Origin of the sequence: Neobacillus rhizosphaerae (assembly GCF_050477885.1) — a bacterium.
GTDB lineage: Bacteria > Bacillota > Bacilli > Bacillales > Cytobacillaceae > Neobacillus > Neobacillus rhizosphaerae_A.
Genome location: NZ_JBCNAC010000154.1, coordinates 1 through 24,099, shown reverse-complemented (window position 1 = coordinate 24,099; position 24,099 = coordinate 1). Strand labels below are relative to the sequence as shown.

Here is a 24,099-nt window from a genome sequence, read left to right as displayed (position 1 = left end):
AATAATCCCTCCATTTTTGCAAATCGAAATATTCATCAATCTTCTTAAATATCCCCCTACACCTTATTTTAAAAGAACTTAGGCTTTATTGAAAGAGTAAATGCTGAAACCTGGCAAAGTTTTATCAAAAATGTATGCGTTTTCATCTCTGGTTGTTAATTGAGAATAAAAACCTTATAAAATACTTAATACCGTAAAAAAATTGTTTATCAAAGAATTAAATTCCATATTATACATAGAAACCCACATAAAACAGGACATAATAAACGAACAATATTAAGTAGAAAATCAATTGATTTGGCAAAATTAATGGTGAATTCGTAAATTTATTGAAACTTTTCTCCCCATTATTCGTCTAATATAGTATGAGTTATGTTTTCTTTCCTTTCTATAATAATTGGAAAAAGGGATACCTTTTTCAGAATCAGTGGTGTATAATAATGATAGAAATTCCTTATTTATAATGATTTTAATTACAACTGTGTTACAATTATAAAATTTAAGTTAAAAATAGTTTTTTTTCTATATATCGATAAAAGTATTACATCCGTAAATAATAAAGGAGTGTGAACAAGGATGGTAACACTATACACTTCACCAAGTTGTACATCATGTCGTAAAGCAAAATCATGGTTAGAAGAGCATGAGATTCCATACACTGAAAGAAATATATTCTCTGAGCCTTTATCCATGGAGGAGATTAAAGCAATTCTTCGAATGACAGAAGATGGGACAGACGAAATTATTTCAACCAGATCGAAGACATTCCAAAAATTAAATGTCAACTTAGATTCCATGCCGCTTCAAGATTTGTTTGGATTAATTAAAGACAATCCAGGTTTATTGCGTCGACCTATTATTATTGATGAAAAACGATTACAGGTTGGCTATAACGAAGATGAAATCAGACGATTTTTACCAAGAAAAGTTCGCACATTCCAACTAAGGGAAGCGCAGCGGATGGTTAATTAAATCAAAAGACCTTCACATTAGGAGGTCTTTTTTGTTGTTTGAATCTAGCTACAGCGCCTAGCCAGTTTTCACCCTGAATAATCTACCTTGAGTATCTTGTAACAATCATGGCTTGATAAAGCGATGATTGTTACAGCTCGGGGTCAAATAACCTTCGGCAAGAAAAGTCAAAAGGCGGACTTTTCTCGCCGAAGAACATTTGCCCGTCGGGGCTGAACGAGGCGCTTCCGCTTTTTAATTTTAATCCAAAAAATTTGTTCTTTTAGAGGCATTTTGCTACAATATATTAACTATCATAATAATAACCGATAGGCATTATAATGGTTTTTTAGTTTTTAACCTTTTTTATTTCCCATATTAGTGCTTTTGTCATAAAATGAAAGTACAAGAATATTTCCTTTTTTAGAAGGCAAATAGGATGGATTATCTGCTTGGGGGTATTTTGTCCCTTCAATATGGTAAACGGAAGGGAGAGGTTATGATGGAGATTGAACGTATTAACGAAAATACAGTTAAATTTTACATTTCCTATGGAGATATTGAGGAAAGAGGATTTGACCGTGAAGAAATATGGTACAATCGTGAACGAAGTGAAGAACTCTTTTGGGAAATGATGGATGAAGTGCATGGCGAAGAGGAATTTGTTGTTGAAGGTCCGCTTTGGATACAGGTTCAGGCCCTTGAGAAGGGGTTAGAGGTCCTGGTTACTAAAGCACAGCTTTCTAAAGATGGGCAAAAGTTCGAGCTCCCACTTCCTAGTGATAAAATGAAAGATATTCCAGTGGATGATAAAATTGAGGAACTTTTAGACCAGCATTTCAATCCCACACATTTTGAGGAAGAAGAGATCCTCATAGAGGAAGAGACTTTAGAATTTCTTATCGTTTTTAAAGATTTTGAAGATATTATTATGCTTTCAAGCCGTCCAGGGTTAGATGATTTAGTGACTACACTTTATCATTTTGAAGGTAAATACTATCTATATACAGAATTTCCTGAAGATGTGTTTGAAGAGGATGAAATTGATGATATTCTAAGTATTTTACTCGAATATGGCTATGAAACACAGATAACCATTCATCGTATACAAGAATATGGGAAAGAATTAATCTCCGAAAATGTCTTTGCTGAGTTACGAAAACATTTTGGCTAGTATGCATACCGATTTCGATACTGAAATCGGTTTTTTTATCATGATTAAATAAGGTATATTTTGGCAGGTGAGAATTCTGAAAAACACAGTAAGGGTTGTTGTGTTTGTTGCCGTATTATCCGTACTATGGTTTTTCTTTCGGGACCAATTGCAAGGTGGAGTATTTGGATTTCTAAGTATTTTCATAACGTTTTCCGTCATTTTTATTGGGTTCGTTATTTTCTTAGAAAACCGACATCCTACTCAAACCATCACATGGTTAGTAGTATTAGGAAGCTTTCCACTAATTGGTTTTTTCTTTTACCTATTATTTGGACGTAATTACCGGAAGGAGAGAATGTTTAGGAAGAAGTATTTCTTAGATAAACAGGCTTTTCTTACTGTTGAAGGGGATGACGATCCAAGAAGTGAAGAAAAGCGCCGATTGCTTGGGGAGCACCAAGGGAGATTATTTACACTTGCTCATAAGCTTGGGAACAGCCCCATCTCTTTTGATACCTCTACAGAAGTACTGACCAACGGAGAAGAGACTTTCCAGAATATTATTGAAGAGTTGAAAAGGGCAAGACATCATATTCATCTAGAATATTATATCGTTCGACATGATCATATTGGCCAGGAAATCAAGGATATCTTGATTGAAAAGGCGAATCAAGGTGTTAAAGTAAGATTCCTTTTCGACGCTGTTGGTTCCTGGAAATTATCTAAGGCATACATTAATGAGTTACGAGGGGCTGGCATTGAAACCGTTCCATTTGGGCCAGTAAGATTACCATTTTTAAATAATAAATTTAATTTCCGTAATCATAGAAAAATTATTGTTATTGATGGAACGATTGGCTTTGTTGGTGGATTAAATATTGGTGATGAATACTTAGGCAGAGACAAAGAGATCGGGTTCTGGCGTGATACACATTTGAAGTTAAAAGGAGAAGCAGTTCGTACTCTCCAACTCATTTTTTTGCAGGACTGGTATTACATGACTAATCACAGTTTTTTAACAGCGGAATATTTATCACCACAACTTGATCATAAAAGTCATGGTGGGGTTCAATTGATTGCTGGTGGTCCTGATAATGAGTGGAGTGTTATAAAAAACATATTTTTCTCTATGATTACATCGGCTAAAAAAAATGTCTGGATTGCATCACCGTATTTTATTCCAGATGAAGATATCTTTTCGGCAATTAAAGTGGCAGCTTTAAGTGGAGTGGATGTCAGGTTGCTGGTTCCCAACCGTCCTGATAAACGAATTGTTTTTCATGCATCAAGGTCTTATTTTCCTGAATTATTAGAGGCTGGGGTTAAGGTGTACGAATATGAAAGAGGATTTATGCATAGTAAAATTGTGATTGTCGACGATGAACTTGCTTCTATCGGCACATCGAACATGGATATGCGGAGTTTTCATTTGAATTTTGAAGTAAATGCTTTTTTATTCCGAACCAATAGTACGGAGAAACTCGTTATGGAATATTTAAATGATCTTAAATATGCCAAGGAGCTCAATCTACTCACATTTCAAAAACGACATTTTGGTTTGCGGATATTAGAGTCAACGGCAAGGCTGTTATCTCCTCTTTTATAATCGAACGCTTCTGCTTTTCGTTTTAACTCGTCAATTTTGGCGAGTTTTTCTTTATTTTTGCAGAGGATTTTTGCAAAATATGGCGAAATATATACAAAAAAAGGAGGAGATGTTTGATTGTTAACCGCCCTAACAAAAAATGGAGAAACACTTTGTCTTGGTCATGAACATAAGAAGGAGAGCCTTGTGTCCCTTCGGAGTAAAGAAGAATTTTTTTGCCCCATTTGTGGGGAAAGTCTATTGTTAAAATTAGGTGACCATCGTATTTTTCATTTTGCACATAAAAGAGGTAGAACTTGCCGTGAATTTTATGATCATGAATCCATCTATCACTTGGATGGCAAAAGACAGCTGTATCAGTGGCTAATTAAACAAAATATACCTGCAGTCTTGGAGTACTTTGACAAGGAAATTCAACAGCGTCCAGACATTATGTTCAAATTTAAGGGTAAGAAATACGCATTAGAATACCAATGCTCTCCGATACCTGAAGAAGTTTTTAGTAAGAGAACAAGAACATATTTGGAGAATGAGTACATTCCATTATGGATTATTGCAAGCAGTCATTTGCAACAACAACGGAGAGACATTGATAATTTAACTAACTTTCATTATTTATTTTTACGATCTTCCTCACTAGATACCTTCTTTATTCCATCTTATTGCCCTGAAAAGCAGCACTTTCATCTAGTGGAATCCATTACACCCTTCTCGATAAAAAATGCCTTTACCCAACATTCCTTTTACTCTCCAGATAGGTTAGAAATAACTAGATTACTCGCACCAAAACCTCAAAAAAGCATTTACATGTCAAAGTGGAAAATAGAAATGGATAGGGTCATTCAAAATATGATACGTTATCCAGATCAAGGTAAAAAAAGATTCCTTCTTGAACTCTACAATAATTGCCTTAATCCATTCTTACTCCCACCGGAAATAGGCCTCCCTGTTCCTCACTCGATACTCATTCAAACCTCACCTGTTATTTGGCAGACGTATGTATATCTTGATTTACTAGCCAATAAAAACCCTGGTGATTACATTACGATACAAGAAATGAAGCAACATTTAAATAGGAGAGTGGCCAGACATAAAGTAGTAATCAGACACTTACCACAGTTGAGACACCTGAATCCTTTGCTTGCAATTATTGAATATTTTCTCTACTTAACAAAGCTTGGTATCCTTTCAAAAATGGGAGAAACCTGTTTTCAAGTGAAACAGAAAATATGGATTCCTCACTCCAATAGGGAAAGAGATGAAAACATGGTTCGGTTTAACCAAAAACATGGTTCACTTTGTAAAATAATAAATGAAAACTAGTAGATGGGCATAATATAGTGAGTGTGGTTGTTCTTTTCAAACGTTTGTAAAGGAAATTTGAAGAATTAGGAGAATATAATTAGTAGTGAAACCTTTTCGCAAATATACATTTGAATGGAGGATGGAAGATGTCAAATGAAACTGCAGTAAAATCTCTGCCGGCACGAAGTGAAATCGGTGTAGAGGATACGTGGAAATTAGAGGATATTTTTGCTAGTGATCAGGATTGGGAGAAAGAATTTCAAGACGTCAAGAATCAAATTTCTGGGATTAAAGAATATGAAGGAAAATTAGGTGAAAGTGCAGAGACACTTTATAATGCTCTTCAATTCCAAGATAAGTTATTAGAACGGATTGGAAAGCTGTATACATATTCACATATGCGCTACGATCAGGATACGACAAATTCCTTCTATCAGGGCTTAGATGATCGGATGAAAAATCTTTATTCTCAGGCAGGAAGTCAGCTTGCATTTATTGTTCCTGAAATACTGTCCATCGAGGAAGAGAAGGTTGCAAGTTTCTTAAATGAAAAACCAGAGCTTAAGCTATATGAGCATGCCATAGCTGAGATTAACCTGCAGCGATCACATGTCCTAACAGCTGAACAAGAAGCATTATTAGCAGAAGCAAGCGAAGTAATGAATGCTTCTAGTAATACTTTTGGCATGCTTAATAACGCAGACATAGAATTCCCATCTATTAAAGATGAAACTGGGGAAGAGGTTGAAATTACCCATGGTCGTTATATTCGTTTCTTAGAAAGTGGAGACCAGCGTGTAAGGCGTGATGCATTTAAAGCCGTGTATAAGACGTATGGAAGTTTTAAAAATACCTTTTCTAGTACATTAAGTGGCAATGTTAAAAAGGACAATTTCAATGCGCGGGTCAGAAAATATGATTCAGCCAGACATGCAGCACTTGCAGCTAACAATATTCCAGAAAGTGTGTACGATAATCTGGTAAATACAGTTAGTGAAAATCTGCATCTATTGCATCGGTATGTGAAGCTACGCAAAAAGGTCTTAGAATTAAATGAGCTTCATATGTATGATCTTTATACACCACTCGTAAAAGATGTAAAAATGGAAATAAAGTATGAAGAAGCAAAGGATATAATCATTAAGGGTCTAGCTCCATTAGGTGAGGAGTATGGAGAAATCCTGAAGACCGGTTTTGAAAGCCGTTGGGTAGATGTTCATGAGAATAAAGGGAAGCGAAGTGGTGCCTATTCTTCGGGTGCTTATGGGACACATCCATACATCTTAATGAACTGGCAGGACAACGTGAATAATTTATTTACCCTTGCGCATGAATTCGGTCATTCTGTGCATAGCTATTATACACGCAAATCTCAGCCGTATCCGTATGGAAACTATTCTATTTTTGTTGCAGAGGTTGCCTCAACTTGTAATGAAGCGTTACTTAACGATTATTTATTAAAGACTATTGATGACGAGCAAAAGCGGATTTATCTGCTTAATCACTACCTAGAAGGATTTAGAGGTACGGTATTCAGACAAACCATGTTTGCTGAATTCGAACATTTAATCCATCAAAAAGCTCAAAACAATGAGGCCTTAACAGCTGATGCATTAACTGAAAGCTATTATGCTTTGAACAAGAAATATTTTGGTGAAGAAGATATCGTCATTGACGAGGAGATTGGTTTGGAGTGGGCAAGAATCCCACATTTCTATTACAATTATTATGTATATCAATATGCAACTGGTTTCAGCGCTGCAACTGCCCTAAGCAAGCAAATTTTAGAAGAGGGAGAGCCAGCTGTCAAGCGTTATATCGATTTCCTAAGTGCAGGAAGCTCCGATTATCCAATTGAAGTGTTAAAGAAAGCAGGAGTCGATATGACAAGTGCAGAACCAGTTAAAAATGCCTGTAAAGTATTTGAAGAAAAGTTGAATGAGTTAGAAAAATTATTATCTTAACAGAGAAAAGGATGTTGCTTTATTAGCAGCATCCTTTTAAAATCCTCTAAATCTTTTTCTGTCATTAATGTAGTGAACGATAATCAAGATAGCAAGGAACAAAATAGGCGTACTGAGTAAGAGAGGAAAAACATTGAGTAAAGCTAACAAATGAAGAAAAAACGCTCCAAAGACAAAAAGGATCATAACTATAACAGGAAATTTAGCCACAGGGATAGCCCACCTTTAATAATTTCTTGTTATATGTCTATTGTCCATTTCATGAAATTATGATTTATTGACAATAATGTGAAATAACACACAAGCTTATTGTCACTAACTTTGAATGCATGGTATATTTAATGCGTGAAGTTGATCACTACAAACATATACCCCTTTGTTTGACCGTGAAAAATTTCTCCCATCCCCTTTGTTCGTATTATAGAAAAATGCCTTGCAGTCGGAAGCTGCAAGGCATTTTTGTATAATTGTTTCCTATATTAATTTTTCTAAATTATAGTTTTAGCTAAGGTCCTAGAGCGTCGGACAGGATTTCCAATGGATTCAAGAGATTTGTCAGAAAGTAAGGTGGCTTTGGACAGAGTAAGAGGAAAAAAGTGAAACACTGTCAGAAGGCGTGGCAACTTCGGACAATGTAAGTGGAAAAATCCAAAACATAGTCAAAAGGCAAGAGAACTTCTGACAAAGTAGGCGTGAAAAACCAAAACATAGTCAAAAGACAAGGGAACTTCTGACTATGTAGGCGTGAAAAACCAAAACATAGTCAGAAGGCAAGCGAACTTTTGACTATGTAAGCGTGAAAAACCAAAACATAGTCAGAAGACAAGGGAACTTCTGACAATGTAAGCGTGAAAACCAAACCATAGTCAGAAAACAAGGGAACTTCTGACAATGTAGGCGTGAAAAACCAAACCATAGTCAGAAGGCAAGAGAACTTCTGACTATGTAGGCGTGAAAAACTAAAACACTGTCAGAAGGCGTGGCAACTTCTGACAGTGTAAGTGGAAAAATCCAATACATTGACAAAAGGCAAGGGAACTTCTGACAAAGTAGGCGTGAAAAACCAAAACACTGTCAGAAGTTCTCATAAGTTCAGACACGATTGTCATTGAATTCATAGAACCTGTCCAAAGTCCCGTTAAGGTGCAACAGAGGGCAAGAAAGTTTACAAAAAAATACAGGTGTTGGTCCTTTTTGAACCTTCACCTGTATTAGTCTTCAATATATCTCCAAAACGTTCCGTATTTAGCGGGAATTTGCTCAACAACCTGTTTAAGAAGCAATTTTTTCATTTCCTTTTCAATCTGTGAAACGGACATATTATACACTACGGCAATTTCCTTGGATGCTACAAACTTAAAAAACTTCATAAACGCTTCTAAAGGCGGTGGAGGGGATAATACAGGTTTTTCAGAAAGCATTTCCTCTAATATCTGCACATAGACCTCGTAAGGATATGTGCCGGTTATTTTAATACCTTCATCCTCAGCATTTTCATTAAAGAAAACCAAAGTTGGAATTTCTGTTACATCCATTTCTGAAGTAATTTTAAGGTCACATTGAAAGGCCTTTGCCGCACTTTCGGAATGAATGTCACTTAGAAATTCTTCCACATCTAGCCCCGATGTCTTTGCACAATCCTTTAATACTTCCAAATTAGATATATTTTGTTTTTCTAAAAACAACATCTCTTGAATTCTTCGAAAAAAACGTAATCCTGCTCGTCTTCCTTGTAACTCAGCTGCTTTTATGGCAATGGATACGGTAAATGGTGTATCGACCGGATTCTCCAACCATAGGGTGCCATCACACGACATGCCTGAACGGCTTGCAGTCTTTTCCCATAAATCTGCAATGGTTTCATAATTCTTCTTTTTACTCAAGTTTAAATCGGCCAACCGCCCGCTTAATACATGCTTTATTGAAAAATATCGACCGTATTCAATTTTCAGTTTCTTTAGTAAAGGTTCTATAGCCCAGCATTCGGGACATAACGGATCTATAAACATATAGATTTCGATTGGTTTTTTTTCAATCCCACCACAACGTTGCTTGGGACCATTCGACTTTGAATTATTCACGATTTTCACCTGAAATCTCATCGCTGTCTGGCGTGTTTATCATGTGTTGAGCAGTAAGATAAAGCCTGGAGTAAAAATCATCTCTTACTTGACCATGTAATCCGACTTCATCCATTGCTTTTGTCATACAAGCTAACCAAGCTTTAGCCCGTTTTGGTGTAACGGGGAAAGGCAAATGGCGTGCTCGCATCATTGGATGCCCATGTTCTTCTGTATAAATGGATGGTCCACCTAAATATTGAGTTAAAAATTGCTTTTGCTTTCTAGCAATTTCTGTGAATTCATTTGGGAAAATCGGTGCAAGATCAGGATGTTGTGCAACAAGGCCATAAAATGTGTCAATTAATTGGTGTAGTGCAGCTTCACCAATGGCCTCATATGGTGTTAGCTTTTTCTCATTCATGTTGACAACTCCTTTTTAGCCTTTTGTATTTTTAATTTTATCAATGCCGTTTTCATAGCACAAATTTATTGCTTTAAAAATAAGAATTTTAAATTCTTTACACACAATATTACTGTTTACAACTCATTCATTTTATATTTTTGCATATAAAAACGACGAATTTTATTCTCCGTTTTTCGTTCTGGAATCTTATGGTAAGACAGGAATTCCTGGAAAATAAGCTGACCTTCCTTATAGTCTTCCACTTCATACTCTAATTCATAATCTTCTTTGTTTAGATATGTACTATGATCCAGAACTAATAATCCTTTTTTGTAGGGTATTTCTACTCTATTGGTTAACAGATGACCAAAATACTCAATTTTAGAAAACGGTATTCCATTTGCTTCAATTAATTGTTGAATAACCCCCGTTGGAAGCTTTCCGGATTGAAGTGCCATAGTTACTTCTTCTTCTGAAAGGATTTGATTGGTTTCTAAAAGACCGACAGTGGCTGGTTGTTTTAAAGTCATCTCAAAATGATGCTTCTTTTTTCGAATTCTAAGTGCGGATCCTGCTTCCTTTAAAGAGAAACGAGGAGTATCAAAGTAGTGATTTTCCTGTGAAAAAATTTGTGTTTGATCTATTTCGAGTTCATTTAAAAGTCTTTTATATTCTGATTCAGTGAGCATATTTTTGAATTCAATCTCAATGTTTTGTGACATAGCTGATTCCTTTCGATAAATTGATCAATTTTTATCAACACTTCATCCTCGACTGCAATCCTTGGGAGAAATGAACGAATTATGCTAAAATAAGAGGGTGAAAAATGGAGGTTGAACAATGAAAAAAAGAATTACAATACTAAACGCAATCATAACAGAAGAAAGGCTACTATTGGAAACAAATGAGCCCATTAAAGGATTAGTCCCTAGTGAACAGATTCTAGTGGACTCTGATCATTATTCTTTTATTTATTTAATGGAGCAACAAGAAGATTATACATACATTGTTTTACCAGAACAAATCTGGCCTTCTTTAAAGCAAGCTCTAGAAGAGAAGATACCGGTTTGGATTACCACAACTGAACAACAAATAGAGTTGATTAATTTTCATGATGAATTAGATTATGTCATTAATAATATTAAAGGAAACAGTAACTATGGTAGCGAAATGGTTACGAAAGTAGAGAGTTTATTTTAGTTGATTGAGGGTGGAATCATGAAGCATTGGGACCTATTTTTAGCTCCATATAAACAAGCGGTGGCAGAGCTGAAAATAAAATTGAAGGGAATGAGAGGTCAATTTGATCTGGATTCTACTCATTCACCTATCGAATTTGTAACAGGCAGAGTCAAACCAATTGCGAGTATTTTAGATAAGGCCAACCAAAAAGGAATTCCGCTTGAACGTCTAGAAGAAGAAATGCAGGATATTGCGGGAATGCGCATTATGTGTCAGTTTGTAGATGATATTCATACGGTAGTTGATTTGTTAAGAAATAGGAATGATTTTGAAATTGTGGAAGAAAGGGATTATATCTCACATAAAAAAACAAGCGGGTATCGTTCCTATCATGTGGTGATTTGTTATCCTGTTCAAACGATTCATGGGGAAAAGAAAATTTTAGCTGAAATCCAAATCAGAACGCTTGCAATGAACTTTTGGGCAACTATTGAACATACGTTAAACTATAAATATAAAGGGATTTTTCCAACTGATATCAAGATGAGACTTCAACGAGCAGCAGAAGCTGCCTTCCGATTGGATGAGGAAATGTCCTTGATTCGTGGAGAAATCCAAGAAGCACAGGCTTTCTTCTCAAGGAAAAAAGAATTAAAACAGGAAGAAAAAAACTAATACACAGACCGCCTTTTGAATCCCATTCAATACAAGGAGCAAACTAATATGAAATTTGCCATAACATCAAAAGGAGATCAAAAATCAAATATATTAATGCACAAAATGAGGACCTATTTACTTGATTTTGATCTTACATACGATGAAGACCAACCGGATATCGTCGTCTCCATTGGTGGAGACGGAACGCTGCTTTACGCCTTTCACCGCTATAGTAGTCGACTTGATAAAACAGCATTTGTAGGAATTCATACGGGGCATCTGGGGTTTTATGCAGATTGGATTCCTGATGAAATTGAAAAGCTGGTCATAGCCATTGCCAAAACACCTTATCAAGTAGTGGAATATCCGCTGCTTGAGGTCATTATTCGCTATACTCACGCTGGTAAAGAATCAAGATATTTAGCGTTAAACGAATCTACAGTTAAAAGTGTCGAGGGAACTCTTGTTATGGATGTAGAAATTCGTGGTCAGCATTTTGAACGGTTCCGTGGGGATGGTTTGTGTGTTTCTACCCCGTCTGGTAGTACGGCTTATAATAAGGCACTGGGTGGAGCTATCATTCATCCGTCTATCTCTGCTATTCAAGTGGCAGAAATGGCATCTATTAATAATAAGGTTTTTAGAACAGTTGGCTCGCCGCTAATCCTGCCAGCACACCATACCTGTATGCTAAAACCTGTTAATCGGTCCGATTTTCAAATAACCGTTGATCATTTAACGCTTCTACACAAGGATGTCAAATCCATTCAGTTTAGAGTACCTGATGAAAAAATACGTTTTGCCCGCTTCCGGCCGTTTCCTTTCTGGAAACGAGTGCATGATTCATTTATTTCTGATTAAGCCGGAGGGAAAATGATGGATTCTCGTTTTCAATTAAATTGGTTCATTGATGATGACCATACTGGCATGCTTATTAAGGATTTTCTAAAAAAGGAAGAGATTTCTCGAACTGCTTTAACAGACATAAAGTTTAAAGGCGGTAGTATCCAGGTAAATAGAGAAGAAGTAAATGTCCGTTATAAGTTGAGAACGGGCGATGAATTACAGATTTTCTTTCCTCCTGAAAGCCCTGGCGAAGGGGTTAAGGCAGAAGCGATTCCTCTGAACATTCTGTTCGAAGACGAGTTTTTACTAGTTGTGAATAAGCCAGCAGCGATGAATACAATCCCATCTAGGGAGCACCCTACCGGGAGTCTTGCGAATGCGTTGGTAGGCTATTATCAGCAGATGGGGCTTCAGGCTACATCGCATATAGTCACTCGTCTGGATAGAGATACTTCTGGAATGGTTTTAGTGGCGAAACATCGACATGTTCATCATCTTTTTAGCATGATGCAGCAGAAGGGTTTAGTGAAGCGGACCTATGAAGCACTTGCAGGTGGTGTAATGTTGTCTGAGGGCGGAACAATTAAGGAGCCGATTGGACGAAAAGAAGATAGTATCATTGAAAGAGAGGTCCGTGATGACGGACAATATGCCTGTACACATTTTCAGGTAATTAAGAGGTTTCCAACTTTTACCCATGTTAAACTGAACCTGGAAACTGGACGGACCCATCAAATTAGGGTGCATATGTCCTTTATTGGTCATCCATTACTTGGTGATGATTTATATGGAGGAGACCCCTCATTACTTAGTAGGCAAGCGCTTCACTGCAAAGAAATCCAGTTTAGGCACCCTATCCATGGAAGGGAAATGTCCTATTTAGCATCCCTTCCACCGGATATAAGTGCAATTATAAATGAGGCTGACATGTAAATGTCAGCCTCATTCGTTCCTCTTTAATCAAAATATTTAAATTTTTCTTCAATATATGGCATAGTAGAAGGAACAGAAACAAGTTCCATTTCAGGATACCTTAATCCAGTTAGTTTTCCGCCAAATACTGCCCCAGTATCAATGTTATATGTATTGTTGATAATACGCGGCTCTCTAACGGGAGTATGTCCGTACACAATACATGCATCGCCTTGATACTTTTTTGCCCAATCCCTTCTAACTGGTGAGCCATCAGGATGCTTTTCACCCGTAATATCACCATAAAGGACGAATTCTTTTACTTTTGAATGGGTTTGTCCGATAAATTCCTTTTTAATTCCTGCATGTGCGATTACAAGTTTTTGTTTGTCTAATACTAAGTAAAGAGGCGCCTTTTCGTACAATTCCATAAATTTTTTACGAATGGACTCTTGCTCTTTCTTATATAATGATTCATATTCTGCAACTGTTGTTTCAAGTCCGTGGGCAATCTGTACTTTATTTCCTAGAAAAAAACGGTACAATTTATTGCAATGGTTTCCGGGTGTATAGAAGGCATTACTTTCTTTAATGACGAGCTGCCAAACAATTTCAATTACTTTTAATGATGCAGGTCCTCTGTCAGTTAAATCACCAACAAACCCAAGTACTCTTCCATTTGGATGAATTGGAAGCCCGTTGTCCCAAATGTATCCTAGTTCTAAGGTTAGAGCTTTAAACTCATGTAAGCATCCATGAATATCACCAATAATATCTATTTTCATAGGAAACACCCCTTTATGCTTATTTTTTGTGAAAATGTTCATTTTTATAATAAAGAATCCTTATACTAAAAAGGATTCGAGAGGAGGAACAAGAATGGAACAGCATGTTTCAGTAATTTCTTTGCTTATTGTTGTCACCATGGCATTTATAACTCCGATTTTCCTACATCGCTTTAAAATGAATTTTATTCCTGTAGTTGTAGCTGAAATTATTGTGGGATTAATTATTGGAAAAAGCGGTTTTAATGTAGTTCATGAAGATATGTGGCTGTCTACGCTCTCTACTCTCGGATTTATTTTCCTTATGTTTTTAAGTGGATTGGAAATTGATTTTACTGCTTTCACGGGGAGTAAAAAACGGGACCAGCTTCCAAACGGTAAAATGGAACCCAATACGTTTGTCGTAGCAACGGCAATTTTTGCTGGAATATTTATCTTTTCACTCTGCTTATCGTATCTGTTTGTAATGGCTGGTTTTATTGGTAATGCCTTCTTGATGACATTAATCATTTCAACCATTTCCCTAGGAGTTGTTGTACCAACGCTTAAAGAAGCACATCTCATGAAAACAGTCATTGGCCAAATTATTTTACTTGTAGCCGTCATTGCCGATCTAGTGACTATGATTTTACTGGCTATTTTTGTTTCACTTTATGAAGCAGGGCACGGGAATACATGGCTTCTTTTAATTTTATTTGCGGCAGGAGTCATTCTATATTTTGTAGGTAAAAGATTTAAAAACCGTTCCATCATTGAGAGCTTATCTAAAGGGACCGTTCAGATTGGTACTAGAGCTGTGTTTACTCTTATTATCGTCTTAGTTGGATTATCGGAAACAGTTGGAGCCGAAAATATCCTTGGGGCGTTTCTGGCTGGTGTACTTGTCTCGTTGTTATCTCCAAACCAGGATTTGGTACATAAACTGGATTCCTTTGGCTATGGATTTTTGATTCCCATCTTTTTTGTTATGGTTGGTGTGAATCTTGATGTTTGGTCACTTTTTAGCGAGAAAAAGCTTTTATTATTAATTCCACTTCTTTTAATCGGACTGTTGTTATCAAAGCTTATTCCAGTCTACTTTTTAAAAATTTGGTATGATACAAAAACGGTTATTGCATCTGGTTTTTTACTCACATCGACCCTGTCACTTGTCATCGCTGCAGCAACAATTGGAGAAAGGATTGGAGTTATTACGGAGCAAATGAAAGGAACATTGATTCTGGTGGCCGTGATTACGTCCATTTTTACACCCATTGTATTTCAAAAGCTGTTTCCAAAAGAAGTGGCCGGGGGGAAAAAAGTCAGTGTGTCTTTCCTTGGTGCGAACCAGGTCACTCTGCCTGTATCTCGGGAATTAAAATCTGGGCTTTATGACCCTGTACTATATCATACAGAAATGGATAAATCTGACAAAAAAATTGCCGATTCACTGTTTGAAATTGTAGAGCTTCCCGATTATTCCATGAAAACAATTGAAAATACAAAGGTGTATCAATCGGAGATTGTCGTAATTTCGACAGGAGATGAGGAGCTGAATTCTACTCTTTCGATTGCAGCTAAAGAAAACGGCGTTCCAAGGGTTATTGCACGAATTGAAAGTCCTGATCTAGAGCAAAACTTAAGAGACCACAATGTGGAGGTATTCTCGGCTTTTATGTCTTCTAAAGCCTTACTTCGGGCAATGATTGAGTCACCAACCGTTATTAACATCTTAACCAACCAAGAGGCAGGACTGTACGAAATCGTGATGATGAATACACATTTTGACGGCATGCATCTAAGAAGGTTTCCATTTACAGGTGACATTATTTTTGTTCGAATTTTTAGAGGTAAGGATTCAATCGTTCCTCACGGTGATACGGAGCTTCAGATGCATGATCGATTGATTGTTACCGGGACCAAGGAATATGTAGACGAGTTAAAAAGGGAACTTGAATTCTGTGAAACATGTTAGCCTTAATAAATATGTATACTTTTCATTTGTGACAATTTAGTGTAAACTTAGTACCAAGTACTAATAACTCGTAATTATTGTGGGAGGAATTTTCGTTATGAATCTTTCATTAGCTGGAAAAACATATGTGGTAATGGGTGTTGCCAATAAACGCAGTATTGCATGGGGAATTGCCCGCTCGCTTCACAATGCAGGCGCAAGATTAATTTTTACGTATGCGGGAGAAAGATTAGAAAGTAGTGTTCGTGAATTAGCAAACTCTTTAGAAGCAGAAGGGACACTTGTACTTCCTTGCGACGTAACAAGGGATGAAGACGTGGCAAAATGCTTTGCTGAAATTAAGGAAGCGGTTGGCTCAATTCAAGGTGTTGCCCACTGTATTGCTTTTGCTAACAAAGAAGAGCTTCAAGGTGAATATATGAATACAACAAGAGAGGGCTTCTTACTTGCTCACAATATTAGTTCGTATTCATTAACCGCTGTTGCCAAAGAGGCAAGAGGATTAATGGCAGATGGTGGTAGCATTGTAACTTTGACGTACCTTGGCGGTGAAAAAGCTATACCAAACTATAATGTGATGGGTGTAGCAAAAGCTTCATTGGATGCAAGTGTCCGTTACTTAGCAGCAGACCTTGGAAAAGAAAATATTCGTGTCAATTCTATTTCAGCTGGTCCAATTCGTACACTTTCCGCAAAGGGTGTAAGTGATTTTAACTCGATCTTAAAAGAAATCGAAGAAAAAGCACCATTACGTAGACCAACAACTCCTGAAGAAGTTGGAGATACAGCTCTATTCCTATTTAGTGACCTTTCTAGAGGAATAACTGGGGAAAACATTCACGTTGATTCTGGATTCCATATTCTATAAGTTAAGAAGCCCGCTGCTTAAGCGGGCTTTTTATGTGGGGATTTACCTATTTAGCATGAACGCGTGTAGGCTTTTCGCATACATATAAAGTGTAGAATTACGCAATAGGAGGTACTGTGCATGTCAACTAAGAAGAATCAAGGACCACTTTTATATGTGTATCAGCCATTCTCAAGGACTCCTTCTAACACAAGCATGCAAGAAATTTTTATAAGTAAAGGGGAACCGAAGGAGCTAAAGGAAGAGATACAGATTGAAATAGAAAGTAAGAACAAAATATCTCTTGCTAAAAAAGAAATCGTGCAAGAAGCTGAAACAAAAAAAGAAGCCACTCTTCCATCCTCAAACAACCTTCACCAGCAAGAACCAAAACCATCTTTTAAAAGGGTAAAGCCCTTTAAAGAATTGGATATTAAAGAACGATTGGATTATTTAATTAATTTTCCTAAAGTTTTACCACCAGTGCCTTGTGTATTTTATACAAAAGAAGAGAATTATACCGGTTACTTAACCGCCTATGATGATGGTCAGATTACCATTCAATTTCATGACCAATCAACGATAGATATTCCTTTAGTGGAGTTAAAGGACATTATTATGATTGGTATAAAACGATAAATAAAAAAGCCAGCCGATAAACGACTGGCTAGTATGATTTTCCAATTTCTTAGTTACAGATACCTAGATTAACGTCTGCGATACATTGAATTGCACAGAAGCAGCTTAAATCAACTGTAATACAGTCGTTGCTTGCACGGAAGCGTTCAACCTGGCAAACTTTTGTAAGGTCAATACAGCATTTATCTCCGCCAGAAACTAAGTTTACTGGACAGAAGTTTCCGCCATCTCGTTTGCCTGGTACTAAAACACGAAGTGTTGCACAGCAATTATCGAATACGTCTTCTACTCGGAAGTAGATGGACACACAAGCATTATTTTCGTTGCTAAAGAACGCATGGAATGGTGATCCGTCTGCTGTACTTAACACAAATACACGAGTATCAACTGGATCTCTCCTAGATGGTGATACTAACGTACCTAATGGCTCATTAAAACAGCTGGTACATTCTGCACACTCTTCTTCTACAGCGTTATCTTGAATGTCTTTAATGGCGCGTACTACTTGGCAAACACAGTTTGCACTCTCATTGTCATGATTATTTCTTCCACAACCCATTAATTTTTTCCTCCTTATTCGTGATATATCTTACACTACTAACATATTTAACAGAGCGGTTTTGGGTTACGGACAAAAGCCTGTTTTAGCTAAATTAGGCGGATAATGAGGAATTTGCGCAGGGTTTTCGAAAAGGAAAGGGTGAATAACCATGAAAATAACGTTTCTCAGCATTTTAGTCTTATCCTTGGCTAGCTTTCGGTTAACACGATTACTTGTATTTGATAAGATAACTGAATTTATTCGTCAACCCTTTTTTGATGAAGTAAGTGAGAAGAATGAGGACGGGGAGATAGAGGTTTATTATATTACGAAAAAAACAGGGATAAAAAAATTTATGGGTGAACTATTAAGCTGTTATTGGTGTACTGGAATTTGGGCAGCAACATTCATAATAGGCTTCAATTATCTTTTCCCTGTTGTATCGGAACCCATTACTCTTATATTGGCGATAGCCGGGTTGGCTTCCATTATAGAACTATTTATTCAACAATTTATCAGAAATTAATTGTTTCGCTGAGACAAGACATAGTTGTCGTTCATATTCTATCTTAGTAGAAATTTTTTCGACAGAAGGAGAGAAATAGATGGATACGAATAAGAAAAATACACAATCAACACAAAACCAAACCACCCAAACAATTCAATCTTATAAACCGTCCAATAAGATTAAGAAAAAAGGCTGCGGCTGTGGAAAGAAAACTTCAAAATGAGAAAAAACTGCTAGTTAATCTGGCAGTTTTTTATTTTTACTCAAAGATGTATTAGTAAAAATAAAGATGATGTTGTCATAATTTTAGGCTTTGTCGAAAAAACTAATTATAAATAATGGAATAAGGAAAGGGAATCAAATGATTACTTGTTATCGAATTTTATTATTCGCCTGTCTAATTTTACTTTCCGCTTGTAGTAATAAGGAGCCGGTCAAGGATAGCCAGTTAGCTCTCATGAAAACAACTAATCCTAAGCCGGTTATTATTTCTAATAAGAAGCATAGTGACCGAGTGGAAGAAATAAAAAAGGATGTTAGTTCTCATCCAGAGCTTTACGATGTTGCTGTGGTCAAGGGTAAAAAAGATACTTTAGTTGTTTATAAAGTTAAGCATTTACATCGTTTTCGAATGAAAGCAATTGAAAAAAATGTAAATAAAATGCTGGAAGAAAAATACCCAAAAGAAAACTTTACAGTTTCAAGTGATTATAAGGTATTTTTAGAAGCTGTGAGACTAAGGGAACATATTAAATCATCTGATTTCTCTGACCAGAAAGCTGAAAAACGCTTTAAGGAAATTGTAAAAATGACAGAAGATATGAAGTAAGAAGGGGAGACTACGATGCCTAGTAACAAACAAAAAAACACAACACTTCAGCAGCGAAACTATCAACAACTACAACAAAAACATGAATTAAAGAGACCGGTCCTAAAAAATTGTATAAAAGCATTTTTTGTCGGTGGACTCATTTGTGTAATTGGTCAAGCTGTTAGTTATTTTTATATTTATTTTTTTAATTTTACGGAACAGAGCGTTGGGAACCCTACAGTCGCAACCATGGTCTTTTTTTCAATGCTATTAACCGGGTTTGGAGTTTACGATCGATTAGGTCAGTTTGCGGGAGCAGGAAGTGCTGTGCCTGTGACTGGTTTTGGTAATGCAGTCATCTCGGCTGCCATTGAGCACCGGACAGAAGGGTTTGTTCTTGGGGTTGGTGGAAATATGTTTAAATTGGCTGGTTCGGTCATTCTCTTCGGGGTTTTTTCCGCTTTTGTAGTTGCATTAATTAAAACGCTACTTGTGATGTGGGGGGTATTGTAATTGTTAAAAGGGCATCAATCATGGGTGTTCGCAAACCGCCCAATGATTACAGCAACTGGAGTAACGGGTGGGCCATTTGAAGCAAATGGAAAATTGGCTAATGATTTTGATTTATTGTATGAAGACTTATGGATGGGAAAAGAGTCCTATGAGAAGGCACATCGATTATTACTAGAAGAAGCGATCAAGGTTGCCTTGGAAAAAGGCAATATTCAAAAAGAACAGGTCCAATTTTTATTTGCAGGAGATTTGATTAATCAAATCACACCTACGAGTTTTGCCGCACGAACCATGCAGATTCCCTACTTTGGTCTATTTGGCGCTTGCTCGACCTCCATGGAAGGCTTAGCCCTGTCTTCCTTTGTGGTGAACTATCAGGGAGCTAAATACGTCCTTACAGGTGCATCAAGCCATAATGCGGCAGTAGAGAAACAATTTCGGTATCCCACTGAATATGGTGGCCAAAAACCACCTACGGCGCAATGGACCATTACAGGTGCAGGGGTAGCCCTTGTGCAGCCTAATGAACCTGAACGGTTCGAACCAGTGACAACTGCAGCAACCATTGGAAAGGTTATTGATATGGGCTTAACCGATCCATTTAATATGGGTGGGGCAATGGCACCAGCAGCGGCAGACACCATCATGGCCCATTTTCGTGACTTAGAATTGGACCCAGCGTATTATGATCTAATTGTTACCGGTGACCTTGGAAGAATCGGGCATGATACTGCCTTTGAATTATTAAACAAAAGCGGTCTTAAATTGGAGCGAAGACAATTCCAGGATTGTGGTTTATTAATTTACAAGGAAGACCAACCGGCGCAAGCTGGGGGAAGCGGTGCAGGGTGCTCTGCAACCGTTTTATACGGTCACTTATTAAATCAAATGAAGAAAGGGCAATATAGAAGAATTTTAGTTGTTGCAACAGGGGCTTTATTGTCACCGTTAAGTTTCCAGCAGAATGAATCAATCCCGTGTATTGCACACGCTGTGGCGATAGAAATGAATGGAGAGATGGGGTGAGCCTTTGTGTTAGCGATGTTTTTCTGGGCCTTTGTAGTGGGTGGAATAATCTGCGTCATTGGACAACTATTATTTGATGTAGCTAAACTGACTCCAGGTCATACTTTAAGCTTGCTCGTTGTTGCCGGTGCAGTTCTGGATGGTTTCGGATTGTATGAGCCATTGGTCGACTTTGCCGGTGCAGGGGCAACCATTCCAATTACCAGCTTTGGGAATGCTCTCGTCCATGGAGCCTTACAGGATGCAAAGGCACATGGAATCATTGGGGTATTAACGGGTATGTTCCAGGTGACAAGCTCAGGAATTTCGGCTGCCATTATATTTGGATTTATCGGCGCACTTATTTTTAAACCAAAAGGGTAAAAACACAATTTTACTTGATTTTCTAGTTTAGTCTGTCATGCCTATACACTTTTTTATGTACTTTCATATGTTATTAGTGAGATTACAAAAGTGAGGTGACAGTCTATGTGGTGTGGATATGGAGGAGGCTACGGCTACGGATATGGTGGCGGTTCAACTTTTGTTCTAATCGTCGTATTGTTCATCCTTTTAATCATTGTTGGTGCAAGCTTCTATTAAGAAATTGTGAGCTTGAACTGAAGGAAAGGGTTGGCCCAATAAAATGGCTGACCCTTTCTTAACCTATGTTTCTTTTTAGCTTTTCCAATTTTATTCACCATTTTATCACTCCTTCATACAATAAAGTAGTTTATGAAGGAGTGTGAATTTTCGATGGATAATGGTTTCTTTAAAAATATAGAAAACAAAACGGGCGTAAATATGAAGGATATTTTCGACCTTGCTAATTCTCTGCAAAATGCGAATTTTAAAGATGAAAAAACTGTCCGTAATGTGATTAGAAGAGTTTCCCAAATTGCCAATAAACCGGTAAGTAAGGATATGGAAGATCAAATTGTAAAATCAATTGTGAATGATGGTAAGCAACTTGACTTCAATACAATCACCAAAATGATGAATAAAAAATAAAAAGAGAAGAGAGGGTGACTCACATAAAGTGGTCAGCCTCTCTTCTTTTTGTTAAGGGGTGTTAAAAAACGTGATGGGTATGCTTTTTTCCCCCTTCTTTGCTGGGGGACGGAAATAAACAGCTGATTCTGTGCACGGGTCATGGCCACATAAAATAATCTTCGTTCTTCCTCTAAAGCAGTGAAATCACCGTTTCTATATGTTTCAAGCGCATAATCATGCGGGAGACTGCCATCGACAGCACTAAGCATATAGACAGTTTGATACTCCAGACCTTTCGCACGGTGAATCGTGCTTAGGGTAATGGCATCGGTAAAATGTTTACTTAAGTTTTTAATTTCCTTATTCATGGCCGACATATGCTCCGCATGTACTAATAATGCTTCAATAGTTTCGAAGCTTCTTGCCGCCACTTTCAGGTCCTTCAGGTCATCTGATCCTTTTTCCAGCTTACTCGATTCATTTCCACGTTTCTTTAGAAAATCAAGAAAACCAATATCCTTTTCAATCTGTTCAAGAGCCTTAATGGGAGACAAGTGTTTTAATCCGCGAATAAGTGTCACTGCTTTTTTTAATTTCTTCTCTTGAAAAGCATGTGTTGTTTTCAAGTGTGAAAGAGACTCAAGAAAACTACAGTCTTTTAGGATGCTTTGTGCTTTTATTTCTTTAAGTACAGACTGTTTTAAAAACAGAAAAGGTAAGATGTCAGCAATTGATTGGGGGTCATCTTCATTTAAACTCACTCTTAAAAAGGAAAGGGTGCTTCTTACTATATAGCGGTCGTAAAAAGAGTCTGCGTCCAAATCAATTTTAAATGGAAGGTTTGAGTTCGCTAAGCGTTCAAACACAGCTCTAGAGCCAGCATTAGTGCGATAAAGAATCGCAAATTCGGAAGGGTTCGCTCCTGCTGCAATTTTCTCTTGAATGTCTGTAACAATCATGGTTGCTTCTTCTTCTTCATCATAGGGGAAAAATAACTTTGGCAGTATTCCCGCTGAGAATTGAGCCTTCATTTTCTTCATTCTTCTTAATTTATTGGCTGAAATCATTTGATTGGCTGCCGAAACAATCTCATGAGAGGATCGATAATTTTGGTCTAGTGTTACCAATTTTGCATAGGGAAAGTCTTTCTCAAACTCCAGTAAATAGCTAGGGTCACTGCCTCTGAAGCTATAAATTGCCTGATCATCATCACCCACTGCGCAGACGTTTTTGTTTTTTCCTGATAAAAGCTTAACTAGCTCGTATTGCACTTTATTAATATCCTGAAACTCATCAATTAAAAAATAGCGAAAACGATCTTGATATTGTTGAAGAAGTGCTGGAGATGTTTTGAGAAGCTGATAACAGCCGATAAGCATGTCATCAAAGTCAAATAAACCTTCTCTTTGTTTGAACTCTTCATATTTTGTATATAAAAAGACAACTTTCTCTTCCCACTCTGTTGAAGGTGTAACTTCGTGAGGCAGGAGTAGCGAGTTTTTCCAAAGTCCAATTTGCTGAAGAGCCAGATCATAGGCAAATTCTTTCTCCGATAAATCAAGCTCTTTACCTGCTTCCTTCAGGATTTTGTCCCGCTGCCATTCTTTTTTTAATAGTTTATTAGCCGACCAATTCACTGAATCATGAAACATAAGAATGCGATAAAAGATGCTGTGAAAAGTTCCTGTAACCAGTAAGTTAATCTTCTCGCGGTTTATTTCTGGATAAGAGAGCAAACGATGCTTCATTTCCGCAGCTGCTTTTGATGTGAAGGTAACAAGCATAATCGATCGGGGATCCGTTTGTTCTACTTCCATCATATAAGCTGTCCTGGCAGTTAACACCCGAGTTTTCCCACTGCCGGCACCAGCTAGGACTAGCAAAGAGCCTTCCGTTTCCATAACAGCCGCCGCCTGGCTATCATCCAGGACCACTCCTTGGCTTTCGAGTTGCTGAAGGTAAGAAGGGCGCTCTTTATTTGGTTTGGCATCTGCTTGTTTAAATGGTATCTGATATTCAATCTGTTTTGCAGACTTGAAAAGTTCAACATCTTTGGGGGTCTCTGTAATGGTTCTGCCTTGCGGTATTTTAAAGCCGTTCCGTTCAATATAGGTTAGTGTATCATCTATTTGTGTTACTGGAGAACTTGGTTCCAAACAAGCTTTTTTAGGAGCATGTGCATGAAAAAAATGTGGATGATCTTGAATCCCTAAAAACAGCTGCACCTTTTCCTTGCAAGTAGGACAAAGGAGCTGTCCATTTTTACCAGCAAGGAATATCTTTTGATATTGTTCCCTGGTTAGTTGCTCAAGTTCAATGGTTTGATTTTGGTAGATAGCAGTTTTCATATAGTAAAACCTCAATTTCAATAAATACGACTGTTCTATCATAACAAAACCTGATAGGGACGGAAAGTGTTTCATATATTAACCATTCATAAAGAAAAGCGGAAGCGCCT

General features: G+C 37.3%; 26 protein-coding genes. 20 read left to right on the top strand and 6 right to left on the bottom strand.

Annotation, left to right across the window (positions count from 1 at the left end; all coding sequences use genetic code 11):
- The first annotated feature begins 576 nt into the window (after positions 1-576).
- The 5 genes from spxA to pepF all read left to right on the top strand — a co-directional run bounded on the left by spxA (position 577) and on the right by pepF (position 6,982).
- Positions 577-972 (top strand): transcriptional regulator SpxA, encoded by a 396-nt coding sequence (gene spxA / locus ABES03_RS21150; RefSeq protein WP_430120392.1) that lies wholly within the window; start codon positions 577-579, stop codon positions 970-972.
- Positions 973-1,453: 481 nt separating this feature from the next.
- Positions 1,454-2,125 carry an adaptor protein MecA gene (mecA, locus tag ABES03_RS21145; RefSeq protein WP_430120414.1) on the top strand — a complete coding sequence of 224 codons (672 nt, stop codon included), beginning with the start codon at positions 1,454-1,456 and terminating at the stop codon, positions 2,123-2,125.
- A 76-nt stretch (positions 2,126-2,201) separates the two neighbouring features.
- Positions 2,202-3,713 carry a cardiolipin synthase gene (gene cls / locus ABES03_RS21140; RefSeq protein WP_430120412.1) on the top strand — a complete coding sequence of 504 codons (1,512 nt, stop codon included), beginning with the start codon at positions 2,202-2,204 and terminating at the stop codon, positions 3,711-3,713.
- A gap of 117 nt (positions 3,714-3,830) precedes the next feature.
- Positions 3,831-5,036: a competence protein CoiA gene (locus ABES03_RS21135; RefSeq protein ID WP_430120390.1), complete on the top strand. Its 1,206-nt coding sequence runs from the start codon at positions 3,831-3,833 to the stop codon at positions 5,034-5,036.
- 128 nt (positions 5,037-5,164) lie between these two features.
- Complete coding sequence (gene pepF, locus ABES03_RS21130) at positions 5,165-6,982, top strand: oligoendopeptidase F (protein WP_430120388.1); 1,818 nt, start codon at positions 5,165-5,167, stop codon at positions 6,980-6,982.
- A 1,211-nt stretch (positions 6,983-8,193) separates the two neighbouring features.
- Here the strand turns inward: pepF and ABES03_RS21125 are convergent.
- From ABES03_RS21125 to ABES03_RS21115, 3 genes are all read right to left on the bottom strand, one after another.
- Entirely contained in the window at positions 8,194-9,084 is an 891-nt protein-coding gene (locus tag ABES03_RS21125) for a ClpXP adapter SpxH family protein (RefSeq protein ID WP_430120386.1), read from the bottom strand.
- Positions 9,056-9,466, bottom strand: a complete 411-nt coding sequence (locus tag ABES03_RS21120) for a globin (RefSeq protein ID WP_430120384.1) — start codon at positions 9,464-9,466, stop codon at positions 9,056-9,058. Before ABES03_RS21120 ends, ABES03_RS21125 begins: the two co-directional genes overlap by 29 nt.
- A 116-nt stretch (positions 9,467-9,582) precedes the next feature.
- A complete protein-coding gene (locus ABES03_RS21115) occupies positions 9,583-10,170 on the bottom strand; it encodes a CYTH domain-containing protein (RefSeq protein ID WP_430120382.1) in 588 nt (195 codons plus the stop codon).
- A gap of 118 nt (positions 10,171-10,288) precedes the next feature.
- Here ABES03_RS21115 and ABES03_RS21110 point away from each other — a divergent pair, with 118 nt between their 5' ends.
- The 4 genes from ABES03_RS21110 to ABES03_RS21095 are packed head-to-tail and all read left to right on the top strand — an operon-like array spanning position 10,289 to position 13,066.
- The gene (locus ABES03_RS21110) at positions 10,289-10,648 is read left to right on the top strand and encodes a hypothetical protein (RefSeq protein ID WP_430120380.1); all 360 of its coding nucleotides are present in this window, start codon (positions 10,289-10,291) and stop codon (positions 10,646-10,648) included.
- 18 nt (positions 10,649-10,666) lie between these two features.
- The gene (locus ABES03_RS21105) at positions 10,667-11,305 is read left to right on the top strand and encodes a GTP pyrophosphokinase (RefSeq protein ID WP_430120378.1); all 639 of its coding nucleotides are present in this window, start codon (positions 10,667-10,669) and stop codon (positions 11,303-11,305) included.
- Positions 11,306-11,353: 48 nt separating this feature from the next.
- Positions 11,354-12,148, top strand: a complete 795-nt coding sequence (locus ABES03_RS21100; protein ID WP_309865801.1) for an NAD kinase — start codon at positions 11,354-11,356, stop codon at positions 12,146-12,148.
- A 12-nt stretch (positions 12,149-12,160) separates the two neighbouring features.
- On the top strand, positions 12,161-13,066 hold the full coding sequence (locus ABES03_RS21095; protein WP_430120375.1) for an RluA family pseudouridine synthase: 906 nt from the start codon (positions 12,161-12,163) through the stop codon (positions 13,064-13,066).
- 23 nt (positions 13,067-13,089) lie between these two features.
- Here ABES03_RS21095 and prpE read toward each other — a convergent pair whose 3' ends face one another.
- On the bottom strand, positions 13,090-13,830 hold the full coding sequence (prpE, locus tag ABES03_RS21090) for a bis(5'-nucleosyl)-tetraphosphatase PrpE (protein ID WP_430120373.1): 741 nt from the start codon (positions 13,828-13,830) through the stop codon (positions 13,090-13,092).
- 94 nt (positions 13,831-13,924) lie between these two features.
- On the opposite strand from prpE, the gene ABES03_RS21085 reads away from it, so the two are divergent.
- The 3 genes from ABES03_RS21085 (at position 13,925) to ABES03_RS21075 (ending at position 17,270) form a co-directional block, all read left to right on the top strand.
- Positions 13,925-15,784 (top strand): monovalent cation:proton antiporter family protein, encoded by a 1,860-nt coding sequence (locus ABES03_RS21085; RefSeq protein ID WP_430120371.1) that lies wholly within the window; start codon positions 13,925-13,927, stop codon positions 15,782-15,784.
- Positions 15,785-15,881: 97 nt separating this feature from the next.
- On the top strand, positions 15,882-16,652 hold the full coding sequence (gene fabI, locus ABES03_RS21080; protein ID WP_430120369.1) for an enoyl-ACP reductase FabI: 771 nt from the start codon (positions 15,882-15,884) through the stop codon (positions 16,650-16,652).
- 120 nt (positions 16,653-16,772) lie between these two features.
- A complete protein-coding gene (locus tag ABES03_RS21075) occupies positions 16,773-17,270 on the top strand; it encodes a CotO family spore coat protein (protein WP_430120367.1) in 498 nt (165 codons plus the stop codon).
- 49 nt (positions 17,271-17,319) lie between these two features.
- Here the strand turns inward: ABES03_RS21075 and ABES03_RS21070 are convergent, their stop codons facing one another.
- Complete coding sequence (locus ABES03_RS21070) at positions 17,320-17,829, bottom strand: CotY/CotZ family spore coat protein (protein WP_430120365.1); 510 nt, start codon at positions 17,827-17,829, stop codon at positions 17,320-17,322.
- Between the two features lie 151 nt (positions 17,830-17,980).
- Here ABES03_RS21070 and ABES03_RS21065 point away from each other — a divergent pair, with 151 nt between their 5' ends.
- The 8 genes from ABES03_RS21065 to ABES03_RS21030 all read left to right on the top strand — a co-directional run bounded on the left by ABES03_RS21065 (position 17,981) and on the right by ABES03_RS21030 (position 21,659).
- Positions 17,981-18,337 (top strand): DUF1360 domain-containing protein, encoded by a 357-nt coding sequence (locus tag ABES03_RS21065; protein WP_430120363.1) that lies wholly within the window; start codon positions 17,981-17,983, stop codon positions 18,335-18,337.
- A 79-nt stretch (positions 18,338-18,416) separates the two neighbouring features.
- Positions 18,417-18,542 (top strand): hypothetical protein, encoded by a 126-nt coding sequence (locus ABES03_RS21060; RefSeq protein WP_430120361.1) that lies wholly within the window; start codon positions 18,417-18,419, stop codon positions 18,540-18,542.
- Positions 18,543-18,776: 234 nt separating this feature from the next.
- The gene (locus tag ABES03_RS21055) at positions 18,777-19,148 is read left to right on the top strand and encodes a sporulation protein (RefSeq protein ID WP_430120359.1); all 372 of its coding nucleotides are present in this window, start codon (positions 18,777-18,779) and stop codon (positions 19,146-19,148) included.
- Positions 19,149-19,163: 15 nt separating this feature from the next.
- Positions 19,164-19,643, top strand: a complete 480-nt coding sequence (gene spoVAC / locus ABES03_RS21050; RefSeq protein ID WP_430120357.1) for a stage V sporulation protein AC — start codon at positions 19,164-19,166, stop codon at positions 19,641-19,643.
- The gene (gene spoVAD / locus ABES03_RS21045; RefSeq protein ID WP_430120355.1) at positions 19,644-20,669 is read left to right on the top strand and encodes a stage V sporulation protein AD; all 1,026 of its coding nucleotides are present in this window, start codon (positions 19,644-19,646) and stop codon (positions 20,667-20,669) included. It abuts the gene before it with no gap.
- Positions 20,670-20,675: 6 nt separating this feature from the next.
- The gene (gene spoVAE / locus ABES03_RS21040; RefSeq protein WP_308080507.1) at positions 20,676-21,032 is read left to right on the top strand and encodes a stage V sporulation protein AE; all 357 of its coding nucleotides are present in this window, start codon (positions 20,676-20,678) and stop codon (positions 21,030-21,032) included.
- 105 nt (positions 21,033-21,137) lie between these two features.
- Positions 21,138-21,251 (top strand): YjcZ family sporulation protein, encoded by a 114-nt coding sequence (locus ABES03_RS21035; RefSeq protein WP_307289411.1) that lies wholly within the window; start codon positions 21,138-21,140, stop codon positions 21,249-21,251.
- 153 nt (positions 21,252-21,404) lie between these two features.
- Positions 21,405-21,659: a stage VI sporulation protein F gene (locus ABES03_RS21030; protein WP_308080504.1), complete on the top strand. Its 255-nt coding sequence runs from the start codon at positions 21,405-21,407 to the stop codon at positions 21,657-21,659.
- 32 nt (positions 21,660-21,691) lie between these two features.
- Here ABES03_RS21030 and ABES03_RS21025 read toward each other — a convergent pair whose 3' ends face one another.
- Positions 21,692-23,989 carry a competence protein CoiA family protein gene (locus tag ABES03_RS21025; protein WP_430120351.1) on the bottom strand — a complete coding sequence of 766 codons (2,298 nt, stop codon included), beginning with the start codon at positions 23,987-23,989 and terminating at the stop codon, positions 21,692-21,694.
- Positions 23,990-24,099 lie beyond the last annotated feature (110 nt).

Excerpts from the sequence above, each read along its gene's own strand:
- spxA (WP_430120392.1), top strand. The coding sequence starts at position 577 with ATGGTAACACTATACACTTCACCAAGTTGTACATCATGTCGTAAAGCA.
- mecA (WP_430120414.1), top strand. The coding sequence starts at position 1,454 with ATGGAGATTGAACGTATTAACGAAAATACAGTTAAATTTTACATTTCC.
- pepF (WP_430120388.1), top strand. The coding sequence starts at position 5,165 with ATGTCAAATGAAACTGCAGTAAAATCTCTGCCGGCACGAAGTGAAATC.
- ABES03_RS21125 (WP_430120386.1), bottom strand. The coding sequence starts at position 9,084 with ATGAGATTTCAGGTGAAAATCGTGAATAATTCAAAGTCGAATGGTCCC.
- ABES03_RS21120 (WP_430120384.1), bottom strand. The coding sequence starts at position 9,466 with ATGAATGAGAAAAAGCTAACACCATATGAGGCCATTGGTGAAGCTGCA.
- ABES03_RS21115 (WP_430120382.1), bottom strand. The coding sequence starts at position 10,170 with ATGTCACAAAACATTGAGATTGAATTCAAAAATATGCTCACTGAATCA.
- ABES03_RS21110 (WP_430120380.1), top strand. The coding sequence starts at position 10,289 with ATGAAAAAAAGAATTACAATACTAAACGCAATCATAACAGAAGAAAGG.
- ABES03_RS21105 (WP_430120378.1), top strand. The coding sequence starts at position 10,667 with ATGAAGCATTGGGACCTATTTTTAGCTCCATATAAACAAGCGGTGGCA.
- ABES03_RS21100 (WP_309865801.1), top strand. The coding sequence starts at position 11,354 with ATGAAATTTGCCATAACATCAAAAGGAGATCAAAAATCAAATATATTA.
- ABES03_RS21095 (WP_430120375.1), top strand. The coding sequence starts at position 12,161 with ATGATGGATTCTCGTTTTCAATTAAATTGGTTCATTGATGATGACCAT.
- prpE (WP_430120373.1), bottom strand. The coding sequence starts at position 13,830 with ATGAAAATAGATATTATTGGTGATATTCATGGATGCTTACATGAGTTT.
- ABES03_RS21085 (WP_430120371.1), top strand. The coding sequence starts at position 13,925 with ATGGAACAGCATGTTTCAGTAATTTCTTTGCTTATTGTTGTCACCATG.
- fabI (WP_430120369.1), top strand. The coding sequence starts at position 15,882 with ATGAATCTTTCATTAGCTGGAAAAACATATGTGGTAATGGGTGTTGCC.
- ABES03_RS21075 (WP_430120367.1), top strand. The coding sequence starts at position 16,773 with ATGTCAACTAAGAAGAATCAAGGACCACTTTTATATGTGTATCAGCCA.
- ABES03_RS21070 (WP_430120365.1), bottom strand. The coding sequence starts at position 17,829 with ATGGGTTGTGGAAGAAATAATCATGACAATGAGAGTGCAAACTGTGTT.
- ABES03_RS21065 (WP_430120363.1), top strand. The coding sequence starts at position 17,981 with ATGAAAATAACGTTTCTCAGCATTTTAGTCTTATCCTTGGCTAGCTTT.
- ABES03_RS21060 (WP_430120361.1), top strand. The coding sequence starts at position 18,417 with ATGGATACGAATAAGAAAAATACACAATCAACACAAAACCAAACCACC.
- ABES03_RS21055 (WP_430120359.1), top strand. The coding sequence starts at position 18,777 with ATGAAAACAACTAATCCTAAGCCGGTTATTATTTCTAATAAGAAGCAT.
- spoVAC (WP_430120357.1), top strand. The coding sequence starts at position 19,164 with ATGCCTAGTAACAAACAAAAAAACACAACACTTCAGCAGCGAAACTAT.
- ABES03_RS21035 (WP_307289411.1), top strand. The coding sequence starts at position 21,138 with ATGTGGTGTGGATATGGAGGAGGCTACGGCTACGGATATGGTGGCGGT.
- ABES03_RS21030 (WP_308080504.1), top strand. The coding sequence starts at position 21,405 with ATGGATAATGGTTTCTTTAAAAATATAGAAAACAAAACGGGCGTAAAT.
- ABES03_RS21025 (WP_430120351.1), bottom strand. The coding sequence starts at position 23,989 with ATGAAAACTGCTATCTACCAAAATCAAACCATTGAACTTGAGCAACTA.